Origin of the sequence: Imbroritus primus (assembly GCF_964332355.1) — a bacterium.
Classification (GTDB): Bacteria; Pseudomonadota; Gammaproteobacteria; order Burkholderiales; family Burkholderiaceae; genus Imbroritus; species Imbroritus primus.
In genome coordinates this window covers 173,010-194,410 of the sequence record NZ_OZ201293.1, presented here as the reverse complement: position 1 = coordinate 194,410, position 21,401 = coordinate 173,010, and the positions used below count along the sequence as shown (strand labels likewise).

The following is a 21,401-nucleotide window of genomic DNA, read 5'->3' as shown; positions in this document are numbered from 1 at the left end:
TACGAAAATGGGGTGTGAGATGAACAAGTCCGTGCTCGCCGCCGTCTGTACCGGCGCCTTGCTGCTGTCGACGCAAGCCATGGCGCGTGTCGATGTCTTCCTGGGCCTGCCCGGCGTGGTGGTCGCTCCGCCTTCCCCGGTCTACTATCCGCCGCCGGTCGTATACGAACCGGCGCCCCGCTATGTGCCGCCGCCGAGCGCCTGGTATGACGACCGTTGGGAACGGCGCCAGTACCGCCGCTGGTTGCGCGACCAGCGCGAACGGGAGCGCTGGGAGCGGCGCCAATGGGAACGCGCCCATGGCTGGCGCGACCGGGACGACGATTGACCCTGTTGCCCGGCGCCTTCGCGACATCCGGTCGGGCAGATCAGGACGCGCGGCGCCGCCAGCGCCGTGTCCAGGCCGGGTGCGGCAACGTGCGATCACGGCAGGGCCGGCATCGCCTCCCGATCGCCGTTCATCTGGAAACCATCTCCGGAAATGCCTCATCCAGCGTCAGAATCTGGCCGGACAGCGCCCCGTCATACCCGGGCAAGGCATTGATCACCTGACGAAAATCGGCGCTGCCCAATAGCGCCAGCACATCTCTCATCAGCCCCGTATCGAGGGCCTGCCGCTCCACGGCGAAGAAATACCGCTCACGGGCCAGCGGCACAAATTCCAGTCCGAATTTCTGCGCAGCCGTCTGCACGCCGAAGCCGGCATCCGCCATGCCGCTGGCGATATATGCCGCAACTGCAGCGTGGGTAAACTCAGTGGTATCGAATCCATTCACGCGCTGGGGTGTGAGGCCGGCCGCGCCGAGCATCAATTCAAGCAGCATACGCGTGCCGGAGCCCGCCTGACGGTTGACGAACCGCACATCGCTGCGCGCCAGATCGGCCAGCGCCAGGATGTACTTGGGATTGCCCGGCGCCACGAACAACCCCTGGTTGCGCGTGGCCAGATGCACGAGCCGATGGCGGCGGGGATCGAGCCATTGACGGTAATACCGCAGCGCCTCGTTCTCGAACGGGCCAAGTGGAATATGAAAACCCGCCAGATCGCATTCGCGGTGGGCCAGGGCGGCCACCGCCTCGGCACTGTTGCGAAACCGCAGTTCCAGTGGAAATTGGCCGGCCTTCAGCCGCTCCACCAGGGCTTCTACGGCAAACCCGTGGCTGGCATACAGGCGCAGGGCATCCCCGTCAGTCGCGACCACGCGCGCCAGCTCCGTTTCGAGTTCCGAAGCCAGGCTGCTCAGCATCGGCGCCAGGCGTGCATCAATCCGCTGCTGGGCGCGCAGCAAGGTTTCCGCTAATGGCGTAAGGCGCGTGCCGGTACCGCGCTGCTTGACCAGCAGCGCACCGCCAAAGACCTCTTCAGCTGAGCGCAACAGACCCCACACATGCCGATACGAAAGCGCAGTCACCCGGCATGCCGATGCGATCGAGCCGCCGGCCTGGATATGCTCCAGCAACTGCATCAGCACGCCCGTATCGAGCGACGGCGGTGTCTGGTCGTCAGGTGACTGGCGGGCAACCTGCAGGCGCGGACGAATGGCAATCCGGTAGTTCATGCAAATTCTTTCATATTGTCGGCAGGCACTCCGCCTGCTAGATTGATCATATTACGATGATTATTATGCAAATTTTTGCATAAATACACCCCCATACACCCTTCACCGGCACCCTCCCCGCAGTGATGCAGCTCCACATGGCGGCATCCTGCGCAGTGGTCAGAGAGGGTGCGGAGACATGTCATGAACAAGCGAGTCATTCCCATCGCGCCCGAAGGGGCGAGCCGGCTGCGCAAGCGCCAGCAGCCCAAGGGCCGGCAGGTCGATCCGGCCGCGCTCGAAGAAGTGCGTCACGCGCTGGGCGATGCGCCACGCCGTGCCGACCTCCTGATCGAGCACCTGCACGCCATCAACGACCGCTATGGCCAGCTTGCCACGCCTCACCTTGCCGCCCTGGCCCACGAGATGCGCATGGCACAAACCGAGGTGTTCGAGGTGGCCAGTTTCTACCACCATTTCGATGTTGTGCGGGAGGATGCGGACGGCACGATCCATCCGCCCGCCGCGCTGACGGTACGCGTGTGCGAAGGCATCGGCTGCGAACTGGCCGGCGCGCATGGCTTGCTGGAACGCCTGCCTGCCGTGCTCGGCACTGACGTACGCGTCCAGCCCGTGCCGTGTGTAGGCCGTTGCGAGCAGGCGCCGGTCGCCGTGGTCGGCCAGAACCCGGTGCCGCACGCTACCTGCGAAAGCGTGCAGGCCACGGTACAGGCCGATGCGCGCACCGAGGTGCCGGCTCCGTACACTGACCTCGCCGCCTACCAGGCAGAAGGCGGCTACCAGTTGCTCAAGCGCGTGGCGTCGGGCGAACTCACACCCGAGGCAATGATCAAGACGCTCGAGCATTCGGGCCTGCGCGGCCTCGGCGGCGCAGGCTTTCCGGCCGGACGCAAGTGGCGCATCGTGCGTGGGGAAGCCGCGCCGCGCCTGATGGCCGTGAACATCGACGAAGGCGAGCCAGGCACCTTCAAGGACCGCTATTACCTTGAGCGCGATCCGCACCGCTTCCTCGAAGGCATGCTGATCGCCGCCACCGTGGTCGGCGTCTCGGCCATCTATATCTACCTGCGTGATGAATACGCCGGCTGCCGCGCGCTGCTCACCGCCGAACTCGACAAGCTGCGTGCTGCCGCGCCTGTCCCCCTGCCGACCATCGAGTTGCGGCGCGGCGCGGGCGCCTATATCTGCGGCGAAGAGTCGGCCATGATCGAATCGATCGAAGGCAAGCGCGGCATGCCGCGCCTGCGCCCGCCGTATGTGGCGCAGGTCGGCCTGTTCGGCCGGCCCACGCTCGAGCATAACTTCGAAACGCTGTACTGGATCCGCGACATTGTCGAAAAAGGCGCGGACTGGTTTGCCGGCCACGGCCGCCATGGCCGCAAGGGCCTGCGCTCCTACTCGGTCTCGGGCCGCGTGAAGAAACCGGGCGTGCACCTCGCGCCGGCCGGCATCACCATCGCCGAACTGATCGACGAATACTGCGGCGGCATGCTCGATGGCCACAACTTCTACGCGTACCTGCCGGGCGGCGCATCAGGCGGCATCCTGCCCGCCACGATGAACGATATCCCGCTCGACTTCGATACGCTGCAGCCCTACGGCTGCTTCATCGGCTCCGCTGCCGTGGTCGTGCTGTCCGATCACGACTCGGCCGTAGGCGCGGCACGCAACCTGATGTCGTTCTTCAAGCACGAGTCGTGTGGCCAGTGCACGCCCTGCCGTACCGGTACGGCCAAGGCGCTCGACCTGATCCACCAGCCCGAATGGGATGTCGACACGCTCAACGATCTCTCCTTCGTGATGCGCGATGCATCGATCTGCGGCCTGGGACAGGCTGCGCCGAACCCGGTCGATTGCGTCATCAAGTATTTCCCGCACGAGCTCGCCGCCCCTGGCGCGGCCTCGAAGCGCTGAACCGGAGCCGATCCGACATGAATGCCCTGACCCGCAACGAACGCGCCCTGCTGGATACCGCCACGCGCGTGAACTTCACCCTCAACGGCCAGGCCGTGACCGCGCAGAACGGCGAAACGCTGCTGCAGGCAGCCCAGCGCGAAGGCGTAGAAATTCCCCACCTCTGCTACAAGGATGGCCTCGAGCCGGCCGGCAACTGCCGCGCCTGTGTCGTCGAAGTGGCCGGCGAACGCGTGCTCGCGCCGTCGTGCTGCCGTCATCCGGTGGAAGGCATGGTCGTCACCACCAACAGCGAACGCGCCGAAAAGGCCCAGCGCCTGGTGCTCGAACTGCTGCAGTCCGACATGCCCGAGGCCGCGCACACGCGGCACAATGAGCTCGACCAGTGGTCGGCCAAGCTGAACGTCGGCAAGCCGCGTTTCGCGCCGCGCGCCGCCGTGGCACCCGATCTCTCGCACCCGGCCATCGCCGTCAATCTCGACGCCTGTATCCAGTGCACGCGCTGCCTGCGCGCCTGCCGCGACGAGCAAGTCAACGACGTCATCGGTCTCGCGTTTCGCGGCAGCGAAGCCGCCATCGTGTTCGACATGCAGGATCCGATGGGCGCCTCCACCTGCGTGGCCTGCGGCGAATGCGTGCAGGCCTGCCCGACCGGCGCACTGATGCCGGCGCGCGATGTCGCCATGAACGTGCCCGACAAGCAAGTCGAATCGGTCTGTCCGTATTGCGGCGTCGGCTGCCAGCTCACCTACAACGTCAAGGACAACAAGATCCTCTACGTGGAAGGCCGAGACGGCCCCGCCAACCACGCACGCCTGTGCGTGAAGGGCCGCTACGGCTTCGACTACGCGCAGCATCCGCAGCGCCTGACCAAACCGCTGATCCGCCGCGAAGGCGTGCCCAAGCACGGCGACTTCGTGATGGATCCGGACCACGTCATGGACGTATTCCGTGAAGCCACCTGGGACGAAGCTCTGGCGCTCGCCGCTGGCAAGCTGCGCGATATCCGCGACACGCATGGCAAGAAGGCGCTGGCCGGTTTCGGCTCGGCCAAGGGCAGCAACGAGGAAGCCTATCTGTTCCAGAAACTCGTGCGCACGGGCTTTGGCAGCAACAACGTCGACCACTGCACGCGCCTGTGCCACGCTTCCTCGGTCGCGGCACTGCTCGAAGGCATCGGCTCGGGCGCGGTCTCGAATCCGGTCATGGACGTCGGCCAGGCCGAGGTCGCCATCATCATCGGCGCGAATCCGAGCGTGAACCACCCAGTCGCCGCCAGCTGGATCAAGAACGCTGTCAAGAACGGCACCAAGCTGATCGTCGCCGATCCGCGCCGCTCCGATCTGGCACGCCACGCGCACCGTTTCCTGCAGTTCAAGCCCGATACCGACGTGGCCATGCTGAATGCGATGATGAATGTCATCGTCACCGAAGGCCTGGTAGACGAGAGCTTCATCGCCGACCGCACCACCGGCTACGAGGAACTGAAGCGCAACGTCGAGCAGTTCACGCCTGAAGCCATGGCGCCGATCTGCGGCATCGATGCCGAGACGCTGCGCTATGTCGCGCGCCTGTATGCGACCTCCAAGGCCTCCATCATCCTGTGGGGCATGGGCGTATCGCAGCACATCCACGGCACTGACAACGTGCGCTGCCTGATCGCCCTGTCGCTGATGACCGGCCAGATCGGCCGCCCCGGTACCGGCCTGCATCCGCTGCGTGGCCAGAACAACGTGCAGGGTGCGTCCGACGCGGGCCTGATCCCGATGATGTACCCGGACTATGGCCGCGTCGACGATCCCGCCAACCAGGCGCGCTTCGAGGCGCTGTGGAATACCAAGCTGGATAGCACGCCCGGCCTGACCGTGGTGGAAATCATCCACGCCATCGACCGTGGCGAGATCCGCGGCATGTACATCATGGGCGAGAACCCGGCCATGTCCGACCCGGATGCCGAACACGCCCGCGACGCGCTGGCCGCCCTCGACCATCTGGTGGTGCAGGACATCTTCCTGACCGAAACCGCCTACCTCGCTGACGTGATCCTGCCGGCATCGGCCTTCCCCGAGAAGACCGGCACCTTCACCAATACCGACCGCGCCGTGCAGCTCGGCCGCCAGGCCATCGACCCGCCGGGCGACGCACGCCAGGATCTCTGGATCATCCAGCAGATGGCGCGCGGCATGGGCCTCGACTGGAATTACGGTGACGTGAGCGAAGTGTTCGACGAAATGCGCCGCGCCATGCCGAGCATTGCCGGCATCACGTGGGAGCGGCTGCAACGCGAGCATGCGGTGGTGTATCCGTGCCGTGAGGAAGGCGACGCGGGCGAGCCGGTGATCTTCGTCGATGACTTCCCGACCAAGACCGGCAAAGCGCGCTTCGTGCCCGCCGACATCATCCCGGCCGCCGAACAGCCGGACGCCGAGTATCCCGTGATCCTAATCACCGGCCGCCAGCTCGAGCACTGGCACACCGGCAGCATGACGCGCCGGGCCGGCGTGCTCGATGCCATCGAACCGGATCCGACCGTGCTGGTGCATCCGCTTGACCTCGCTGCACTCGGCGTCGAACCGGGCGGCCTGGTCACGCTGGAGTCACGGCGTGGCACCGTCACGCTGTATGCGCGCGCCGATGCCGGCACGCCGCGCGGCGCAGTGTTCGTCCCGTTCTGCTATTACGAAGCGGCGATCAACAAGCTGACCAATGCGGCACTCGATCCGTTCGGCAAGATTCCCGAGTTCAAGTTCTGCGCGATCCGTATGAGCGCGGGCGGTGAGGCTCCTGAGCAGTCGAGCTACGGCGGCGGGCAAATTCTCGGGCTCCCGGCAGCCATCGCACGCTGAGCATCGGTAGGGCATGCGCTGCGGCGTGACCCGCAGCGAAAAAAAAGGGCGCCACGATGTGGCGCCCTTTTTCGATTATGCGACCTGACAAGCTCAGTTCAGCTTGCCACCGGCCCCTCCCATGCTGTAGCGGCCCGCACCGAGCAGCATGATCGCCAGTGCGCTGAACAGGAACATGCCCTGCAGCTCCAGATCCCAGCCGCCCGTCTGGTTCAATTTGGCCAGTTGGCCCATATGCACCAGGCCGATGGCGAACAGCATGTTGACGACCACAACCAGGGCCGCAAGACGCGTGTACAGGCCGACGATCAGCAGCAGCGGGGCCAGGACCTCGCCAATATACACCCCGTAGGCGAGGAAGGCCGGCAGGCCAGCGTTGCCGAGCATGCCAGCAATGCCGCCGACACCGCCCTTCAGCTTGGCGATACCATGCAACAGGATGAGAATCCCCAGCGCGAGCCGTAGGACCAGCTTTCCAGTATCTTGTCCGTTCTGCATCTTCGTGTGCCTCCCAGGTTTGAACTGCTCAGGATCGAGGCAGGCCGCATGCGCAAGGTCAAACGTCCCTGCAAAGGGCTGCCAAGCAGGAGCATCGCACGTCTCTCTGCAGAAATCGAGACCTACCATGTAACGGCCCTAGAAAAGGCTGAGCGGCCGGGCATGACTCCCCACTGGCAGCAGGGGGATGCGCCAAACCCGTCCGCGCCTTAGAATCGCTGCTCACGGTTACAGGGAATCCGCCATGCCGCACCCGCCCGATCCAGGCACCATCATTGCCATTTCCGGTATCAGCAAGACCTACGCTTCCGGCTTCCAGGCACTCAAGCGGATCGATCTCGAGATCCGCCGCGGCGAGATCTTCGCCCTGCTCGGCCCCAACGGCGCCGGCAAGACGACGCTGATCAGCATCATCTGCGGCATCGTCCGTGCCAGCGGTGGCACGGTACTGGCCGACGGTGCGGATATCGAGCGTGACTTCCGCGCGGCGCGCACCAAGATCGGCCTGGTGCCGCAGGAACTGACCACCGATGCCTTCGAGAGCGTGTGGGACACGGTGCGCTATAGCCGCGGACTGTTCGGCAAGCCGCCGGCGCCCGACTACCTCGAAAAGATCCTCAAGGACCTGTCACTGTGGGATAAACGGGACACCCGCATCCGTGCGCTGTCGGGCGGCATGAAGCGTCGCGTGATGATCGCCAAGGCGCTCAGCCACGAGCCGGAGATCCTGTTCCTCGACGAGCCCACCGCCGGCGTCGATGTCGAATTGCGGCGCGATATGTGGAACATGGTACGCGGCCTACGCGCGCGGGGCGTCACCATCATCCTGACCACGCACTACATCGAAGAGGCCGAAGAAATGGCCGACCGCATCGGCGTAATCCGCAAAGGCGAGATTATCCTGGTGGAAGACAAGCGCACGCTGATGCGCAAGCTCGGCCAGCGCCAGCTGACCGTGCACCTGCAGCATCCGCTCACGGCAGTTCCCGCGGCGCTGGCGAGGTTCCCGCTGACGCTCACCGATGACGGCAGCACCCTCGTGTACACCTTCGATGCCCAGCAAGACACACCGCCGGAAGGTGGCGGCATTGCCGACCTGCTGCGTGCACTCGACAATGCTGGCATTGCCTATCGCGACCTGCAGACGGCCGAAAGCTCGCTGGAGGATATCTTCGTGCAACTCGTCAAGGAGCCGGCATGAACTGGCACGCCATCCACGCGATCTACCACTTCGAAATGGCCCGCACCTGGCGCACCCTCGCACAGAGCATCGCCTCGCCGGTCATTTCCACCTCGCTGTACTTCATTGTCTTCGGCTCGGCCATCGGCTCGCGCATGCAGACCATCGATGGCGTCAGCTACGGCGCGTATATCGTACCCGGACTGGTGATGCTCTCGATCCTCACACAGAGCATCTCCAACGCCTCGTTCGGCATCTACATGCCACGCTTCTCGGGTACCATTTACGAGATCCTGTCCGCGCCCATCTCCGCGATGGAAATCGTCATCGGCTTCGTTGGCGCGGCAGCCAGCAAATCGATCATCCTCGGCGTACTGATCCTTGCCACCGCGCGGCTGTTCGTCGACTACAGCATCGCCCAGCCGCTGTGGATGATCGCCTTCCTCGTGCTCACCTCGGTCACCTTCAGCCTGCTCGGCTTCATCATCGGCGTGTGGGCGGACGGCTTTGAAAAGCTGCAAGTCGTGCCGCTGCTGATCATCACACCGCTGACCTTCCTCGGCGGCAGCTTCTACTCCATCAATATGCTGCCGCCGCTGTGGCAGACGGTATCGCTGTTCAATCCGGTGCTGTACCTCGTGAGTGGTTTCCGCTGGAGCTTCTATGAAGCCTCGGACATCGGCGTAGGCATCAGCCTGGGCGTGACCTTTGGCTTCATGATCGCCTGCCTGCTGGTGATCGGCTGGATCTTCCGCACGGGATACCGCATCAAGAGCTGATACACGATCCGGTGGAGCAGCGCATGTCACAACGTGACGAGCTGCGTCGTCATATGCCGCAGGAAGATCCCTTTTCTTGGATGCGCGATGACTGACTTTAACGCCAACCCTGATGTCACCAAGGCACAGCGTGCCCAGCAGTTCGACCGCGAGCACGCCAGAAGCCTCCGTGCCCTGGCCTACCGCATGCTTGGCTCGCGCGCGGATGCGGAGGACATCGTGCAGGAAGCCTGGCTGCGCTGGGCGGAGGTCGACGCACACGGCATCACGCATGCCGGCGCCTACCTGTCGCGCATCGTTACGCATCTGTGCCTGGACCGCCTCGGCTCCGCCCAGGCGCGGCGTGAGCAGTATGTCGGGGTATGGCTGCCAGAGCCCCTGCTGGACGACGAACCGATGACCGGCTGGTCCCCCGACCCGGCGGCGCAGGCAGAGTTCGCGCAAGACGTATCCGTCGCCTTCATGCTGGCACTGGAGCGCCTGAGTCCGCTTGAGCGCGCGGCCTTTCTGCTGCATGAGGTGTTCGACCTCGATTTCGAGGAGATCGCACAGCGCCTGGCACGCTCGCCGGCCGCCTGCCGTCAGTTGACCAGCCGGGCACGCAAGCATGTGAAGGCCGACTACGCGCGCCGTGAAGTGGCGGAGGAAGAGCGGCAGCGGCTCTTTGAGGCCTTCAATGCGGCTGTGCTCAGCCGCGATATGGAGGCGTTGACCCGGGTACTGACGGAGGACGCGGTCATGCTGACCGACGGTGGCGGCAAGGTCCACGCGGTGCCCCGCCCCTTGCATGGCGGACCACTCATCGCCAAGGTGTTCATCGGCTTCGCCGAGCTGCGCGCCAACCAGGGTTGGCGGCTGGTGCCGGCCCGCGTCAACGGCCTGCCGGGATGCCTGGTGTTCGATGATGCCGTCGGCGGGCGGCTGGTGCAGACCGTGGCACTGGCACCCGCCGCCAACCAGTCCGGGCGCATTGGCGCGATCTATATTCAGCGGAACCCGGACAAACTGCAGGCCATTCTCGCGCGCCTGCGCGCCTCCGCCTGAGGCGGGAGCCAAACTGCCGGTCCGCTGGACTGCCGATGAGCAGGACGATGTCACACTGTCCGACGCTGCGTCGTCTTAGGGGTGTTACTCACTCTTTTTGGATCGACACCATGCATTCCACAACCGCTCCCGCCCGCCAAGATTATCTGAAGCACACCCCCGAGCTGTTCAAGAAGTTCCTCGACTTCAGCATGGCCATTCCGCTCGACCCCAAGCTGCGCGGGCTCGTCGACATTCGCGCGTCGCAGCTGAACGGCTGCGCCTTCTGCCTGGACATGCACGTCAAGCAAGCCAAGCTGCACGACGAGCGTGAGCTGCGCGTACACCATATCGCCATCTGGCGCGAATCGCCGCTGTTCAGCGAAAAGGAGCGTGCCGCACTGGCCTGGACTGAAGCGCTGACGCAGCTCGATGCACACGGCGTGTCTGACACGCTATATGCAGAAGTCAGCGAACACTTCGCACCAGCCGAACTGAATGCGCTGACGTATCTGGTGATGGGCATCAACGGCTGGAACCGCCTCAACATTGCCTTCCGCCAGCCGCCCGGTAGCAAGGACAAAGCCTACGGCCTGGACAAAGCCGGATTGGCCTGATCCGTGGCAAGCATCACGCGCCGGCGAGGGCGCAGCGCTCCTGGCGCCTCAGAAAATATCCTGCATCATGAGATATTGGCGTTCCCTATGGCCGCGCTCGCTGGAGATGGCGGCGCTTTCTCCCTATGATGAAGCGGCACTGGCCGGTTACTCTGAACCGACGGGCTGACAACAACAATATGGAGGCCGCATGTCCCACGAGATTCGTGAACGCTCTGCCGAAATTCCACTCGCTCCACCCGAACAGCACGCGTTGATATCGCCAAGTCGGCGCGGGTTTCTGAGACGCGGCAGTGCCGGAGCGGTGGCCACCGCCGTGGCAGCCCTCGGCACCTCGGAACTGGCATCGGCCCAGGCCAGCGCCCCGGCACCCGCCGCGGCCGCCGGCAACCTGCCGCCCAACGTGCCGGAGTGGACCCGCTCCCTAGGCGGGCCGACCGCCGTTCCCTATGGCACCCCGTCGAAGTTCGAGACCAAGGCCGTCCGCTCGATGTATCCGGGTCTCAAGGAGCCGATGTCGGCCTACAGCACGACGCCGCTGCAGGAGCTGGACGGCATCATCACACCCAACGGCCTGCACTATGAGCGGCACCACGCCGGCGTGCCGACCATCGATCCAGCGCAGCACCGGCTGATGATCCACGGCCTGACCGACAAGGCGATGATCTTCACCATGGAGGAGATCCGCCAGTTCCCCAGCATCTCACGCATCTATTTCATGGAGTGTTCCGGCAACCCGTCTTTCCTGCCGCCCTACGGCAAGACGGCAGCCGAAGTTGCCGGCCTGGTGAGCGGCGCATCGTGGACCGGTGTGCCGCTGCGTACGGTGCTCGAGCACGTGGGGCTAAAGCGCAGCGCCAAGTGGATCGTGGCTGAAGGCGCCGACGGTGCTGCCATGACACGCAGCATCCCGATCGAGAAATGCCTCGACGACGTGCTGCTGGCCTACAGCCAGAACGGCGAGCGCCTGCGCCCCGAGCAGGGCTACCCGCTGCGCCTGTTCGTGCCAGGCTTTGAAGGCAACATGAGCATCAAGTGGTTGCGGCGGTTGCACGTGACCGACAAGCCGGGCCACACGCGCGAGGAAACGGCAAAGTACACCGACCTGATGGCGGATGGGCGCGCACGCCAGTTCTCATTCGTGATGGAGTGCAAGTCGCTGATCACCTCGCCGTCTGGTACGCACAAGCTGACGCGTCAGGGCATCCACGAGATTCGCGGCATTGCCTGGAGCGGGCGGGGCAAGATCACCGGGGTCGATGTATCGATCGATGGCGGCAGAACGTGGAAAGCTGCCGTCCTCGATGCGCCGGTCCTGAGCAAGGCGCTGACGTCGTTCCGCGCGCCGTTCGAATGGCGCGGGCAGGAACTGATGCTGATGAGCCGGGCCATGGATGAAACGGGCTATGTGCAGCCCACGATCGAGCAACTGATCCAGGCGCGCGGCAAGTTCTCCTTCTATCACAACAACGCCATCCAGCCATGGAAGGTCGCTGCCAGCGGGGAGGTGACCAATGGACGCGTGTAACCCGACACGATGGATCGCCGCTGCGATCCTGGCATGCAGCGCCATCCCCCTCGCCGCCGGTGCGGCCGACCCAAGCCTGGGACGTATCGTGACCGACAAGGAGCTCGCCGGCTGGAATATCGACGTGTTTCCCGATGGCACTGGGCTGCCGCCCGGCAAAGGCACAGTTGCGCTGGGCGAAAAGGTTTACCAGACGCAATGCGTGGCGTGCCACGGGGCAAAGCTCGAAGGTGGCCTGGGTCCAGCGCTGGTTGGCGGCGCAGGCACGCTGAAGAGCGACAAGCCGATCAAGACGGTGGGAAGCTACTGGCCATATGCGACCACGCTGTTCGACTACATCCGGCGCTCCATGCCCTTCCAGGCGCCGCAGTCGCTCAGCAACGAGGACGTGTACAGCGTCACCGCCTATGTACTGCACGCCAACGGAGTGTTGCCCGCCGACGCCACCATCGACGCCAAGTCGTTGGCCGCGGTGAAGATGCCAAACCGCAACGGCTTCTATGTCGACGACCGGCCGGATGCGAAAAATCCGCGTTGTATGAAGGATTGCCCGACCGCGTCTGCCGCGAAGCGTTAGCGTCTCGCTAACTGGCACCAAAAAAAGAACCGCCCCGATATGCCGGGGCGGTTCTTTTTTTGCGGCGGGACGGCACACGCGAGAAGCGCCGCCCTACAACGGCAGATAGCAGATTACTCGACCGTCACCGACTTCGCCAGGTTGCGCGGCTTGTCCACGTCGGTACCACGTGCGCAGGCCGTGTGATAGGCCAGCAGCTGCAGCGGCACCACATGCAGCAGCGGCGACAGCGGGCCGTAGTGCTCGGGCATGCGGATCACGTGGATGCCGTCGGACGACTGGATCTCCGTATCGGCATCGGCGAACACATAAAGCTGGCCGCCGCGTGCACGCACTTCCTGGATGTTCGACTTGAGCTTTTCCAGTAGCACGTCGTTCGGCGCGACAGTGACCACCGGCATCTGGTCGGTAACCAGTGCGAGCGGGCCATGCTTGAGCTCACCGGCCGGATACGCTTCGGCGTGGATATAGGAGATTTCCTTGAGCTTGAGCGCGCCTTCCAGGGCAATCGGGTAATGCATGCCGCGCCCGAGGAACAGGGCGTTTTCCTTGCGGGCGAACTCCTCCGACCACGCGATGATCTGCGGCTCGAGCGCCAGCACGGCGTGCAGGGCCGACGGCACATGGCGCAATTGGGCGATGCCCTTGGCTTCGTCGTCGGCGCTCAGCAAACCGCGCTGCTTGGCCAGCGTCATGGTGAGGATATACAGGGCGGCCAGCTGCGTGGTGAAGGCCTTGGTCGAGGCCACGCCGATTTCCGTGCCAGCGCGCGTCAGCATGCACAGCTCGGTCTCGCGCACCATGGCGCTGGTACCGACGTTGCACACCGCCAGCGTATGTTTGTGGCCGAGGCTCTGCGCATGACGCAGCGCGGCCAGCGTATCGGCGGTTTCGCCCGATTGCGAGATCACCACGACGAGCGCGCGCGGATTCGGTACGGTAGTGCGGTAGCGGTATTCGCTGGCCACCTCCACCTGCGTGGGGATGCGCGCAATGGCCTCGAGCCAGTACTTGGCCGTGCAGCCGGAGTAGTAACTGGTACCGCAGGCGAGGATCAGGATGCTATCGATCTCGCCAAACACCGACGCGGCGCGCTCGCCGAACAGGGCCGGCTCGAAGCTGTCGATGCCGTCGACGGTATCACCCAGGGCGCGCGGCTGTTCGAAGATTTCCTTCTGCATGAAATGGCGGAACGGACCGAGTTCAACCGCCGCAGCATGCGACTCGACCTCGCGCACTTCGCGCTCCACGGGCGCGTCATTGACGTCGACGATGGTGCAGCCCTCGCGCGTGATTTCCACCACATCACCTTCTTCGAGATAGATGATGCGGTTGGTGGTGCCGGCGACCGCCAGCGCATCGGAGGCGAGGAAGGCTTCGTCCTGGCCGAGCGCCACCACCAGCGGCGAACCTGCGCGCGCGCCGACCACACGCTCGGGCTGGTCCTTGGCGAATACGGCAATGGCGTAGGCGCCGTGCAGGCGCTTGACCACGGCACGCACCGAGGCAAACAGGTTACCGCGCGTCTTGCTGCTCGGATAGGTGTAGGCCTGGTGCACGAGATGGGCGACGACCTCGGTGTCGGTCTGCGACTCAAATCCGTAGCCGACGGCGCGCAACTCCTCGCGCAGCGCTTCGTAGTTTTCGATGATGCCGTTGTGCACCAGGGCAATGGTCTCGCCGGAGAAATGCGGGTGGGCATTCACCGTATCCGGCTTGCCATGCGTGGCCCAGCGCGTGTGAGCAATGCCGGTAAGGCCGGACAGGCCGCTGCTCTGGATCTGCGTGTCGAGATCGGCCACGCGCGCCACGGTACGGGCGCGCACGAGCTCGCCTTCGTGGGCTACGGCCACGCCACAGGAATCGTAACCGCGGTACTCGAGCCGGCGCAGCCCCTCGACCAGGACGGGAACAATATTACGGTGGGAAACTGCACCAACGATGCCGCACATAATCGCTACTCCATGGAGCGCTCCGGGTACCGGAACGCAAACCTGCGTTGCGCGGCGCGCATGGCGCCGCGGTTCTTGTGATTCTGTTTACTTGGGCTTCTTGACCGGCCGGGTCCAGCTCTCGATGGTCACCTGGCGGGCGCGCGACACGGTCAGCCGGTCGGGCGGCGCATTCTTGGTCAGCGTGGTGCCGGCGCCGAGCGTGGCGCCGCGTCCCACCGTCACCGGGGCCACCAGCTGCGTATCGGAACCAATGAAGGCATCGTCCTCGATAATGGTGCGGAACTTGTTCGCGCCATCGTAGTTGCAGGTGATGGTGCCCGCACCGATATTGACGCGCTCGCCCACCGTGGCGTCGCCGACATAGGCCAGATGGTTGGCCTTGGAATGCGCGGCGATCTGGCTGTTCTTGACCTCGACGAAGTTGCCGATGTGTACGTCTTCGCCGAGCGTAGTGCCCGGACGCAGGCGTGCATACGGACCGATGCGGCTGTCCGGGCCCACCGTGGCCTGGTCGATGTGGCAGAACGGCAGGACATGCGCGCCCGCACCGATGACGGCATCGCGGATCACGCAGTTGGCGCCAATGCGCGCGCCGTCGCCGATGGCCACATGGCCTTCGAAGATGCAGTTGACGTCGATGATCACGTCGCGCCCGCAAGCCAGGTGGCCACGCACATCGAGACGCGCCGGATCGAGCAGCGTCACGCCGTTTTCCAGCAGACGGGCCGCCAGATCACGCTGATGAATCCGTTCGAGCTCTGCAAGTTGGGTTTTACTATTGACGCCAAGCGTCTCGCACAATTGGTCGGGATGCGCGGATACGATCTCGACGTGTTCGGCAGCGGCCTGTTCCACGATATCGGTCAGGTAGTACTCGCCCTGCGCGTTGTCATTGCGCAGCGCCTGCAACCATTTCCGCAACAGCGCGGTCGGACATACCATGATGCCGGTATTGATTTCGCGGATCTGCCGCTGGGTCTCGGTGGCATCCTTCTGTTCGACGATGCGGGCAATGCGTCCGGCGGCGTCGCGCACGATGCGGCCGTAACCGGTAGGATCGTCCATCTCGACGGTAAGGATGCCCAGGCGCGCCGGACCGGCGCTGGCCACCAGGCGCTGCAGCGTCGCAGGAGTAGTGAGCGGGACATCGCCATACAGCACGAGCGTCGGCACGGCGTCGTCGAGCAGGGGCAGAGCCTGCATCACGGCGTGTCCGGTGCCCAGCTGCTGAGCCTGCTCGGCAAAGGCAATGTCGGCGCCGCCGACGGTCGCCCGCACCTGTTCGGCGCCGTGGCCGACCACCACGACGAGGGCAGCGGGCTCAAGCGTGCGCGCCGTGTCGATGACATGCGCCAGCAGCGGCTTGCCAGCCAGCGGATGCAGCACCTTGGGCAGGGCGGAGTGCATGCGTTTGCCCATGCCCGCGGCAAGAATGACAATGTTCACGAAGGAGGTTCCTCAAGTGCGCCAGACCGAATGGACAGGAAACACACGACGCAATGGCTGGAAAGCGCGCTACGTCGCCGGCTTGGGGCTGGCAAGCAGGACAAGCAATGGGGAAAATTCTAGCATGGCTACCCCCGCCAGCCGGCCTGCGGACGGGCTCGCCCGGCGGTTTTCGCGGCGTTTACGCCACGTTTTCCGCCGCCTGGCCGTCCGACTGGCCCTCGTGATGATGGTGGCGGGGCTCGGGGCATGCAGCGCGCTCAAGAGCACCTACGAGCAGGGCGATCATCTTGCCTACTGGTGGCTGGACCGCTATGTCGATATCAGCAGCGATCAGGCGCCGCAGGTCCGCAGCGCAATTGCCACCTTCTTCCGCTGGCACCGCCGCGAGCAATTGCCGGCGATCGCCGCCTTGCTGGAACAGGCAAAGGGGCACATCCAGCAACCCATGGCGGCACAGACCGTGCGCCATTACCAGCAGGAGGCACAGCGCCTCGGCCATCTGGCCTTCCGGCAGGCGCTGCCGGACACGGCGGCGCTGCTGGTAACACTGACACCGGCGCAGATCCGCCACATGCAGGAGCGAATGGCAAGCGACAACGCCAAGTATCGCCGCACCTTCCTGGCAGCGGACGAAGCAGAGCGCATCGATGCCCGCATGAAAAAAGTCATGCGCTATGCCGAACTGATGTATGGCGATTTCACCGCGGAGCAGGAACGGCAGATCCGCATAGCCGTCGCCGCGGTGGTACGGACCACGGCGGAGCGGCTGGCGCTGCGCGAGCGGCGGCAACAGGCATGGCTGGCACTGGCGCGTGAAGTGGTCACGGAGCGGCCCGAGCGCAGTGAAGTGGTCCGGCGGCTGGAGCGTTTCGACGCGACCTGGCGCGAACAGGCCAACCAGTCGGACAGCGATGCCGGCATCCAGCTGGCGGTGCAGATCGCCAACCTGACCACGCCCGCCCAGCGCCAGCATGCGGTTAAGCGGCTGCAGGGCTGGCTCGATGATACGCAGGCGCTGATGCGCCGCAGCTAGCGCTTAGGCAGGCCCGACAATGCCGCTGTGCAACGCGGAGCCGCCAGCGGCCATCAGGCTCAGTCGTCGTCGAGCCCGGCAAAGCGGATGGTCTGGACGCCTGGCTGGAAACCTGCCGTCGCCGTGTCGTCGCACGGCGCCTCGTCGAAGGCAATATCGCCATCGGCCAGCGGCTTGCCCTCGGCGCGCAGCGTGGCGAAGGGGTGAAGGTTGCGATCCATCAGATGCGACGGCACGACATTGGAGAGCGCATTGAACATCGACTCGATGCGGCCCGGGAATTTCTTCTCCCACTCGCGGATCAGCGCCTTCATTTCCGCACGCTTGAGGTTCGGCTGGCTGCCGCACAGGTTGCACGGAATGATCGGAAAGCCCTTGACCTCGGCATAACGCTCCAGATCGCGCTCGCGCACATAGGCCAGCGGCCGGATGACGACGTTGCGGCCATCATCCGACTGCAGCTTGGGCGGCATGCCCTTGAGCTTGCCGCCGTAGAACATGTTGAGGAACAGCGTCTCGAGGATATCGTCGCGGTGGTGGCCGAGCGCGATCTTGGTCGCACCGAGCTCGCCCGCCACGCGATAGAGAATGCCGCGGCGCAGTCGCGAGCACAGGGAACACGTGGTCTTGCCCTCGGGCACCACGCGCTGCACGATGGAATAGGTATCCTGGTTCTCGATATGGAACGGCACGCCAAGCGACGTGAGATAGTCGGGCAGGACATGCTCGGGAAAACCGGGCTGCTTCTGGTCAAGGTTGACGGCAATGATGTCGAAGGCCACTGGCGCCCGCGCGCGCAGCTTGAGCAGGATGTCGAGCATGGCATAGGAATCCTTGCCGCCCGACATGCACACCATGACCCGGTCGCCAGGCTCGATCATGTTGTAGTCGCCGATCGCCTGGCCAGTCAGGCGGCACAGCCGCTTTTCCAGCTTGCGGGCTTCGAATGCCGCCTTGTCTTCGCGGCTCGGCCGGGTGCGGCGCGCCGTGGCTTGCCCGGCAGCGTGATCCCCGGCCATGTCCGCCGACGGGAGAATGACAGCGTTCATGTCAGGCTTCCTTGATATGAAAGACTTCGACGCCAACAGACTCGCAGTCCGGGTAGACATCGGGCTTTTCGGTCGACACGCGCACGGCCAGTACCCGCGGATGGGCCAGCAGTGTCCGCGCTACGTCGTCACACAGGGTTTCCTGCAGATGCACGTGCCCCTGCGACATACGCTGCACCACGGTCTCGCGCATGAAATCGTAGTCAACGACTTCTTCGAGGCGATCATGCTGGGGCGTGGTCTGCGCCAGGGGCACGAACAGGTCGATATTCACCAGCACGCGCTGTTCGCCCTTTTTCTCGAACTCATGCACGCCAATATTGATCATGACTTCGAAGTTGCGCAGGAACAGGCGGCGGCACTGCGCCAGCGGCGCGTGGGACAAGGCTGGAAACATTTCACTTCCTAGGGCGTTAGGCACGTCGACGTGCCGGCAAATCGTTCATTCGGTGAGGAACATTACATCGCGATCGAGCGGCATCAGGTGTTGCCCGCCATCCACATACAGCGTCGTGCCCGTGATCGCATCAGCCTCGGCCAGATAGCACACCGCACCGGCAATGTCTTCCGGCGTCGAGGAGCGGCCCAGCGGCGTCATGCGGTGCGCAGCGGCAAAGCTGGCGTCGCTCTGCGTGCCCGAGACCAGCGTGATGCCGGGTGCGAGGCCCACCACGCGCAGGCGCGGCGCCAGCGCCTGGGCCAGCAGCACCGTCGCTGTCTGCAGCGCGGCTTTCGACAGCGTGTACGACAGAAAATCCGGATTCAGGTTGCTGAGCTTCTGGTCGAGCAGATTGATGACCACGCCGCGCTGCGCAGCGTTTGCGCCATCCACGGCTTCGCTTTCCAGCGCACGATACAGCGCGCGCGACAGGGTGAGCGGTGCCGCTACATTGGTGCGCATGTGCGTATCGAGCGAAGCATAGCCAAAGCTTTGCGCCACGTCGTACTGGAACAGAGAGGCGTTGTTGACGAGGCAGGCCGGGGTCCCAAGCGCCGCGCGGCAACGTTCGATCAACTGCGCGGTCGCCGCCTCGTCGGCCAGGTCAGCCTGCAGCACCACGCTGCGGCGGCCCAGCGCGGCAATCTCGGCGGCCACGGCCTCGGCTTCGGCCAGCGAGCGATGGCAATGTACCGCGACATCCCAGCCGCGCTGCGCCAGCGACAGGGCGATGACGCGGCCCAGCCGCCGGGCAGCGCCGGTGACCAGCGCCACGCCACGAGGCAATGCGGGGGCAGAAGAAGACGGGGTCGGCATTGTTACAATCGCAGGATGCAGAAAACAGCTAGTTTACCGCTTCCCTCCCCCGACGCGCTGGCGCAGTCCGTCGCCCTGACATCACATATTGGCGCAGCGCTCGACGCCGCCGGCGGCTGGCTGCCGTTCTCGCGCTTCATGGAGCTGGCGCTGTACGCGCCCGGCCTCGGCTATTACAGCGGTGGTGCGTCCAAGTTTGGGCGCAGCGTGGCGGATGGCGGCGACTTCATCACCGCCCCGGAACTGTCGCCGCTGTTCGGTCGCACGGTGGCCCGCCAGCTGGCGGAAGTCATGGAAGAGCACGGCCTCGACCGTATCATCGAATTCGGGGCGGGTACTGGCCGGCTGGCGGCGCAGATCCTCGGCGAGCTGGCCGCGCTCGGCGTGCCGTGCCGGGAATATGCCATCGTCGAGCTGTCGGGCGAGCTGCGTGCGCGCCAGCAGGTCGCGCTGGCAGCACATGCCGGACAGGTCGTGTGGCTCGATGCCCTACCGGAACGCATCGAAGGGATCGTGCTCGGCAATGAGGTGCTGGATGCCATGCCGGTACGCGTCTGGGCGCGCCGTCATGGGCTCTGGCGCGAGCAGGGCGTGCGCCGCGCCGGTGACGGTTTTGCCTGGCAGCCCGCGCCCGATGCCTTCAGCGCGCCGCTGGATGTTCCGGCGGTGCTGGCCCAGGTGCCGGGCGGGCACGACATCCAGACCGAAACGCACGAGGCCGGCGAAGCCTTTATCGCCAGCGTGGCGGAACGGCTCGAACGCGGCCTGGTGCTGCTGTTCGACTACGGTTTTCCGGCAGCGGAGTACTACCACGCGCAGCGCGAGCACGGCACGCTGATGTGCCACTACCGCCAGCATGCGCACGACGACCCGTTCTTCCTGCCGGGCCTGCAGGACATCACCGCGCACGTCAATTTCACAGGCATTGCGCAGCAGGCCATGGCGCACGGCCTGACGCTGGCCGGCTACACGAGCCAGGCGCGCTTCCTGATGAACGCGGGCCTGATGGAAATGCTGATGGAGCTCGACCCGCGCGATGCCACGACGTTCCTGCCGGCCTCCAACGCTGCGCAGCGGCTCCTGTCGGAAGCGGAGATGGGCGAGCTGTTCAAGGCCATCGCGCTGACACGTGATATCGATACCGGCACGCTGAGCGGTTTTGCACGCGGCGACCGTGCGCACCGTCTTCTGACGGACGCGTGATGCGTCATGTGTCACGCGACGCGGGTATCATGCGCTCAACCGACAATACGCTTTGCCCGCGACCTGCATCGCGACGCATGTGGCTGACCGGCCGTCCCCCATGCCCTCCGGCGCCTGCCGGAGTCCACCATCCCCACCATCGACACTGAGCATGCTGCGCTGGGTCCTGACCATCTTCCTGACCGTGATGATCCTGTCATCGGCGCTGCCGTGGCTGAAGAAACTCGGGCTCGGACGCCTGCCGGGCGATCTCAATTTCCGTCTGTTCGGGCGCGAGTTCATGCTGCCGTTCGCCTCCACCATCCTGCTGTCGCTGGTGGCGGTACTCATCGGCAAGCTGCTCTGAGCGCTGCCTACACGCGTGCAGCAGCGCGTCCGTACTGGTTGTTGCATTCCACCAGCGTAGTCAGCAGCGCCATGAAGCGTGCGCGGTCCTCGGCTGACAGCGGCGCGAGAAAGCGATCCTGCGAGCGCTGCATGCCGGCGTGCAGCGCGTCCTTGAGGCGCTGCCCCTCGGCCGTGATGTAGGCCTGCCGCGAGCGGCGATCGGCCGGATTCACGCGGCGCTCGAGATAACCCTTCTCTTCGAGCCGGCGCAGCACGTCGGCCGTGGTGGTGCGGTCCAGCCCAAGCTCAAAGCCGATGGCCGTCTGGTCCAGGCCAGGCTGGGTAGCGAGCACGGTGAGGATGCCGTACTGCACGGGCGTGATGCCTTCGGCCGTGCATTCCTCGATGAACATCGCGTAGTGAATCTGATTGAGACGCCGGATCAGGTAGCCGGGCCGAGAACGCAGGGCCTCCCAGCTCGGATCGTAGGGCGCCGCCGGCGCAGCCGCCGCGGACTTGTGCCCGGCCATGCCAGCCTCGGGCGCGGCACCCTCCGTCGGCGGATCGGACATGTCGGACGGGCGGTCAGTCGGCATCTGCTGGGATTCC

Annotated in this window: 20 protein-coding genes; 12 read left to right on the top strand and 8 right to left on the bottom strand. The window is 65.0% G+C overall.

Annotated features, from left to right (window positions below; all coding sequences use genetic code 11):
- Positions 1–19: 19 nt before the first annotated feature.
- The gene (locus ACQ3C8_RS00805) at positions 20–328 is read left to right on the top strand and encodes a hypothetical protein (protein WP_428852114.1); all 309 of its coding nucleotides are present in this window, start codon (positions 20–22) and stop codon (positions 326–328) included.
- A 130-nt stretch (positions 329–458) separates the two neighbouring features.
- On the opposite strand, the gene ACQ3C8_RS00800 is transcribed toward ACQ3C8_RS00805, so the two are convergent.
- On the bottom strand, positions 459–1,559 hold the full coding sequence (locus tag ACQ3C8_RS00800; RefSeq protein ID WP_428852113.1) for a substrate-binding domain-containing protein: 1,101 nt from the start codon (positions 1,557–1,559) through the stop codon (positions 459–461).
- Positions 1,560–1,742: 183 nt separating this feature from the next.
- Here ACQ3C8_RS00800 and ACQ3C8_RS00795 point away from each other — a divergent pair, with 183 nt between their 5' ends.
- Positions 1,743–3,473, top strand: a complete 1,731-nt coding sequence (locus ACQ3C8_RS00795) for an NADH-ubiquinone oxidoreductase-F iron-sulfur binding region domain-containing protein (RefSeq protein ID WP_428852112.1) — start codon at positions 1,743–1,745, stop codon at positions 3,471–3,473.
- A 17-nt stretch (positions 3,474–3,490) separates the two neighbouring features.
- A complete protein-coding gene (fdhF, locus tag ACQ3C8_RS00790; protein WP_428852111.1) occupies positions 3,491–6,319 on the top strand; it encodes a formate dehydrogenase subunit alpha in 2,829 nt (942 codons plus the stop codon).
- Positions 6,320–6,412: 93 nt separating this feature from the next.
- Here fdhF and ACQ3C8_RS00785 read toward each other — a convergent pair whose 3' ends face one another.
- Positions 6,413–6,817, bottom strand: coding sequence for a DoxX family protein (locus tag ACQ3C8_RS00785; RefSeq protein WP_428852110.1), 405 nt, complete (start codon positions 6,815–6,817; stop codon positions 6,413–6,415).
- 244 nt (positions 6,818–7,061) lie between these two features.
- On the opposite strand from ACQ3C8_RS00785, the gene ACQ3C8_RS00780 reads away from it, so the two are divergent.
- The 6 genes from ACQ3C8_RS00780 to ACQ3C8_RS00755 all read left to right on the top strand — a co-directional run bounded on the left by ACQ3C8_RS00780 (position 7,062) and on the right by ACQ3C8_RS00755 (position 12,521).
- Positions 7,062–8,018, top strand: coding sequence for an ABC transporter ATP-binding protein (locus tag ACQ3C8_RS00780; protein ID WP_428852109.1), 957 nt, complete (start codon positions 7,062–7,064; stop codon positions 8,016–8,018).
- The gene (locus tag ACQ3C8_RS00775; RefSeq protein ID WP_428852108.1) at positions 8,015–8,776 is read left to right on the top strand and encodes an ABC transporter permease; all 762 of its coding nucleotides are present in this window, start codon (positions 8,015–8,017) and stop codon (positions 8,774–8,776) included. The genes ACQ3C8_RS00780 and ACQ3C8_RS00775 overlap by 4 nt, the downstream gene beginning before the upstream one ends.
- 87 nt (positions 8,777–8,863) lie before the next feature.
- A complete protein-coding gene (gene sigJ / locus ACQ3C8_RS00770; RefSeq protein WP_428852107.1) occupies positions 8,864–9,820 on the top strand; it encodes an RNA polymerase sigma factor SigJ in 957 nt (318 codons plus the stop codon).
- Between the two features lie 110 nt (positions 9,821–9,930).
- Positions 9,931–10,416, top strand: coding sequence for a carboxymuconolactone decarboxylase family protein (locus ACQ3C8_RS00765; protein WP_428852106.1), 486 nt, complete (start codon positions 9,931–9,933; stop codon positions 10,414–10,416).
- A gap of 190 nt (positions 10,417–10,606) precedes the next feature.
- Positions 10,607–11,944: a sulfite dehydrogenase gene (gene soxC / locus ACQ3C8_RS00760; RefSeq protein ID WP_428852105.1), complete on the top strand. Its 1,338-nt coding sequence runs from the start codon at positions 10,607–10,609 to the stop codon at positions 11,942–11,944.
- Positions 11,931–12,521 carry a c-type cytochrome gene (locus ACQ3C8_RS00755; RefSeq protein ID WP_428852104.1) on the top strand — a complete coding sequence of 197 codons (591 nt, stop codon included), beginning with the start codon at positions 11,931–11,933 and terminating at the stop codon, positions 12,519–12,521. The genes soxC and ACQ3C8_RS00755 overlap by 14 nt, the downstream gene beginning before the upstream one ends.
- Before the next feature lie 113 nt (positions 12,522–12,634).
- Here ACQ3C8_RS00755 and glmS read toward each other — a convergent pair whose 3' ends face one another.
- Both glmS and glmU read right to left on the bottom strand, forming a co-directional pair.
- Positions 12,635–14,473 carry a glutamine--fructose-6-phosphate transaminase (isomerizing) gene (glmS, locus tag ACQ3C8_RS00750; protein ID WP_428852103.1) on the bottom strand — a complete coding sequence of 613 codons (1,839 nt, stop codon included), beginning with the start codon at positions 14,471–14,473 and terminating at the stop codon, positions 12,635–12,637.
- A gap of 87 nt (positions 14,474–14,560) precedes the next feature.
- Positions 14,561–15,922, bottom strand: coding sequence for a bifunctional UDP-N-acetylglucosamine diphosphorylase/glucosamine-1-phosphate N-acetyltransferase GlmU (glmU, locus tag ACQ3C8_RS00745; protein WP_009520893.1), 1,362 nt, complete (start codon positions 15,920–15,922; stop codon positions 14,561–14,563).
- Positions 15,923–16,046: 124 nt separating this feature from the next.
- On the opposite strand from glmU, the gene ACQ3C8_RS00740 reads away from it, so the two are divergent.
- A complete protein-coding gene (locus ACQ3C8_RS00740; RefSeq protein WP_428852102.1) occupies positions 16,047–16,958 on the top strand; it encodes a DUF6279 family lipoprotein in 912 nt (303 codons plus the stop codon).
- Positions 16,959–17,017: 59 nt separating this feature from the next.
- Here the strand turns inward: ACQ3C8_RS00740 and ttcA are convergent, their stop codons facing one another.
- From ttcA to ACQ3C8_RS00725, 3 genes are read right to left on the bottom strand one after another with little or no spacing between them, the layout of a single operon-like run.
- A complete protein-coding gene (gene ttcA, locus ACQ3C8_RS00735; protein ID WP_009520891.1) occupies positions 17,018–18,007 on the bottom strand; it encodes a tRNA 2-thiocytidine(32) synthetase TtcA in 990 nt (329 codons plus the stop codon).
- Between the two features lies 1 nt (position 18,008).
- Positions 18,009–18,404 carry a dihydroneopterin aldolase gene (locus ACQ3C8_RS00730; RefSeq protein ID WP_009520890.1) on the bottom strand — a complete coding sequence of 132 codons (396 nt, stop codon included), beginning with the start codon at positions 18,402–18,404 and terminating at the stop codon, positions 18,009–18,011.
- 45 nt (positions 18,405–18,449) lie between these two features.
- Positions 18,450–19,262 carry an SDR family oxidoreductase gene (locus ACQ3C8_RS00725; RefSeq protein WP_428852101.1) on the bottom strand — a complete coding sequence of 271 codons (813 nt, stop codon included), beginning with the start codon at positions 19,260–19,262 and terminating at the stop codon, positions 18,450–18,452.
- A gap of 15 nt (positions 19,263–19,277) precedes the next feature.
- Between ACQ3C8_RS00725 and ACQ3C8_RS00720 the strand changes: the two genes are divergently transcribed.
- A complete protein-coding gene (locus ACQ3C8_RS00720) occupies positions 19,278–20,465 on the top strand; it encodes a class I SAM-dependent methyltransferase (protein WP_428852100.1) in 1,188 nt (395 codons plus the stop codon).
- 151 nt (positions 20,466–20,616) lie between these two features.
- Positions 20,617–20,811, top strand: a complete 195-nt coding sequence (locus ACQ3C8_RS00715; RefSeq protein ID WP_009520887.1) for a DUF2905 domain-containing protein — start codon at positions 20,617–20,619, stop codon at positions 20,809–20,811.
- 7 nt (positions 20,812–20,818) lie between these two features.
- On the opposite strand, the gene ACQ3C8_RS00710 is transcribed toward ACQ3C8_RS00715, so the two are convergent.
- Complete coding sequence (locus ACQ3C8_RS00710) at positions 20,819–21,322, bottom strand: MarR family winged helix-turn-helix transcriptional regulator (RefSeq protein WP_138750683.1); 504 nt, start codon at positions 21,320–21,322, stop codon at positions 20,819–20,821.
- Positions 21,323–21,401 lie beyond the last annotated feature (79 nt).

Excerpts from the sequence above, each read along its gene's own strand:
- ACQ3C8_RS00780 (WP_428852109.1), top strand. The coding sequence starts at position 7,062 with ATGCCGCACCCGCCCGATCCAGGCACCATCATTGCCATTTCCGGTATC.
- glmS (WP_428852103.1), bottom strand. The coding sequence starts at position 14,473 with ATGTGCGGCATCGTTGGTGCAGTTTCCCACCGTAATATTGTTCCCGTC.
- fdhF (WP_428852111.1), top strand. The coding sequence starts at position 3,491 with ATGAATGCCCTGACCCGCAACGAACGCGCCCTGCTGGATACCGCCACG.
- sigJ (WP_428852107.1), top strand. The coding sequence starts at position 8,864 with ATGACTGACTTTAACGCCAACCCTGATGTCACCAAGGCACAGCGTGCC.
- ACQ3C8_RS00785 (WP_428852110.1), bottom strand. The coding sequence starts at position 6,817 with ATGCAGAACGGACAAGATACTGGAAAGCTGGTCCTACGGCTCGCGCTG.
- ACQ3C8_RS00725 (WP_428852101.1), bottom strand. The coding sequence starts at position 19,262 with ATGCCGACCCCGTCTTCTTCTGCCCCCGCATTGCCTCGTGGCGTGGCG.
- ACQ3C8_RS00715 (WP_009520887.1), top strand. The coding sequence starts at position 20,617 with ATGCTGCGCTGGGTCCTGACCATCTTCCTGACCGTGATGATCCTGTCA.
- ACQ3C8_RS00740 (WP_428852102.1), top strand. The coding sequence starts at position 16,047 with ATGGCTACCCCCGCCAGCCGGCCTGCGGACGGGCTCGCCCGGCGGTTT.
- ACQ3C8_RS00775 (WP_428852108.1), top strand. The coding sequence starts at position 8,015 with ATGAACTGGCACGCCATCCACGCGATCTACCACTTCGAAATGGCCCGC.
- ACQ3C8_RS00730 (WP_009520890.1), bottom strand. The coding sequence starts at position 18,404 with ATGTTTCCAGCCTTGTCCCACGCGCCGCTGGCGCAGTGCCGCCGCCTG.
- ACQ3C8_RS00755 (WP_428852104.1), top strand. The coding sequence starts at position 11,931 with ATGGACGCGTGTAACCCGACACGATGGATCGCCGCTGCGATCCTGGCA.
- ACQ3C8_RS00805 (WP_428852114.1), top strand. The coding sequence starts at position 20 with ATGAACAAGTCCGTGCTCGCCGCCGTCTGTACCGGCGCCTTGCTGCTG.
- ACQ3C8_RS00765 (WP_428852106.1), top strand. The coding sequence starts at position 9,931 with ATGCATTCCACAACCGCTCCCGCCCGCCAAGATTATCTGAAGCACACC.
- ACQ3C8_RS00800 (WP_428852113.1), bottom strand. The coding sequence starts at position 1,559 with ATGAACTACCGGATTGCCATTCGTCCGCGCCTGCAGGTTGCCCGCCAG.
- soxC (WP_428852105.1), top strand. The coding sequence starts at position 10,607 with ATGTCCCACGAGATTCGTGAACGCTCTGCCGAAATTCCACTCGCTCCA.
- ACQ3C8_RS00710 (WP_138750683.1), bottom strand. The coding sequence starts at position 21,322 with ATGGCCGGGCACAAGTCCGCGGCGGCTGCGCCGGCGGCGCCCTACGAT.
- ACQ3C8_RS00795 (WP_428852112.1), top strand. The coding sequence starts at position 1,743 with ATGAACAAGCGAGTCATTCCCATCGCGCCCGAAGGGGCGAGCCGGCTG.
- ACQ3C8_RS00720 (WP_428852100.1), top strand. The coding sequence starts at position 19,278 with ATGCAGAAAACAGCTAGTTTACCGCTTCCCTCCCCCGACGCGCTGGCG.
- ttcA (WP_009520891.1), bottom strand. The coding sequence starts at position 18,007 with ATGAACGCTGTCATTCTCCCGTCGGCGGACATGGCCGGGGATCACGCT.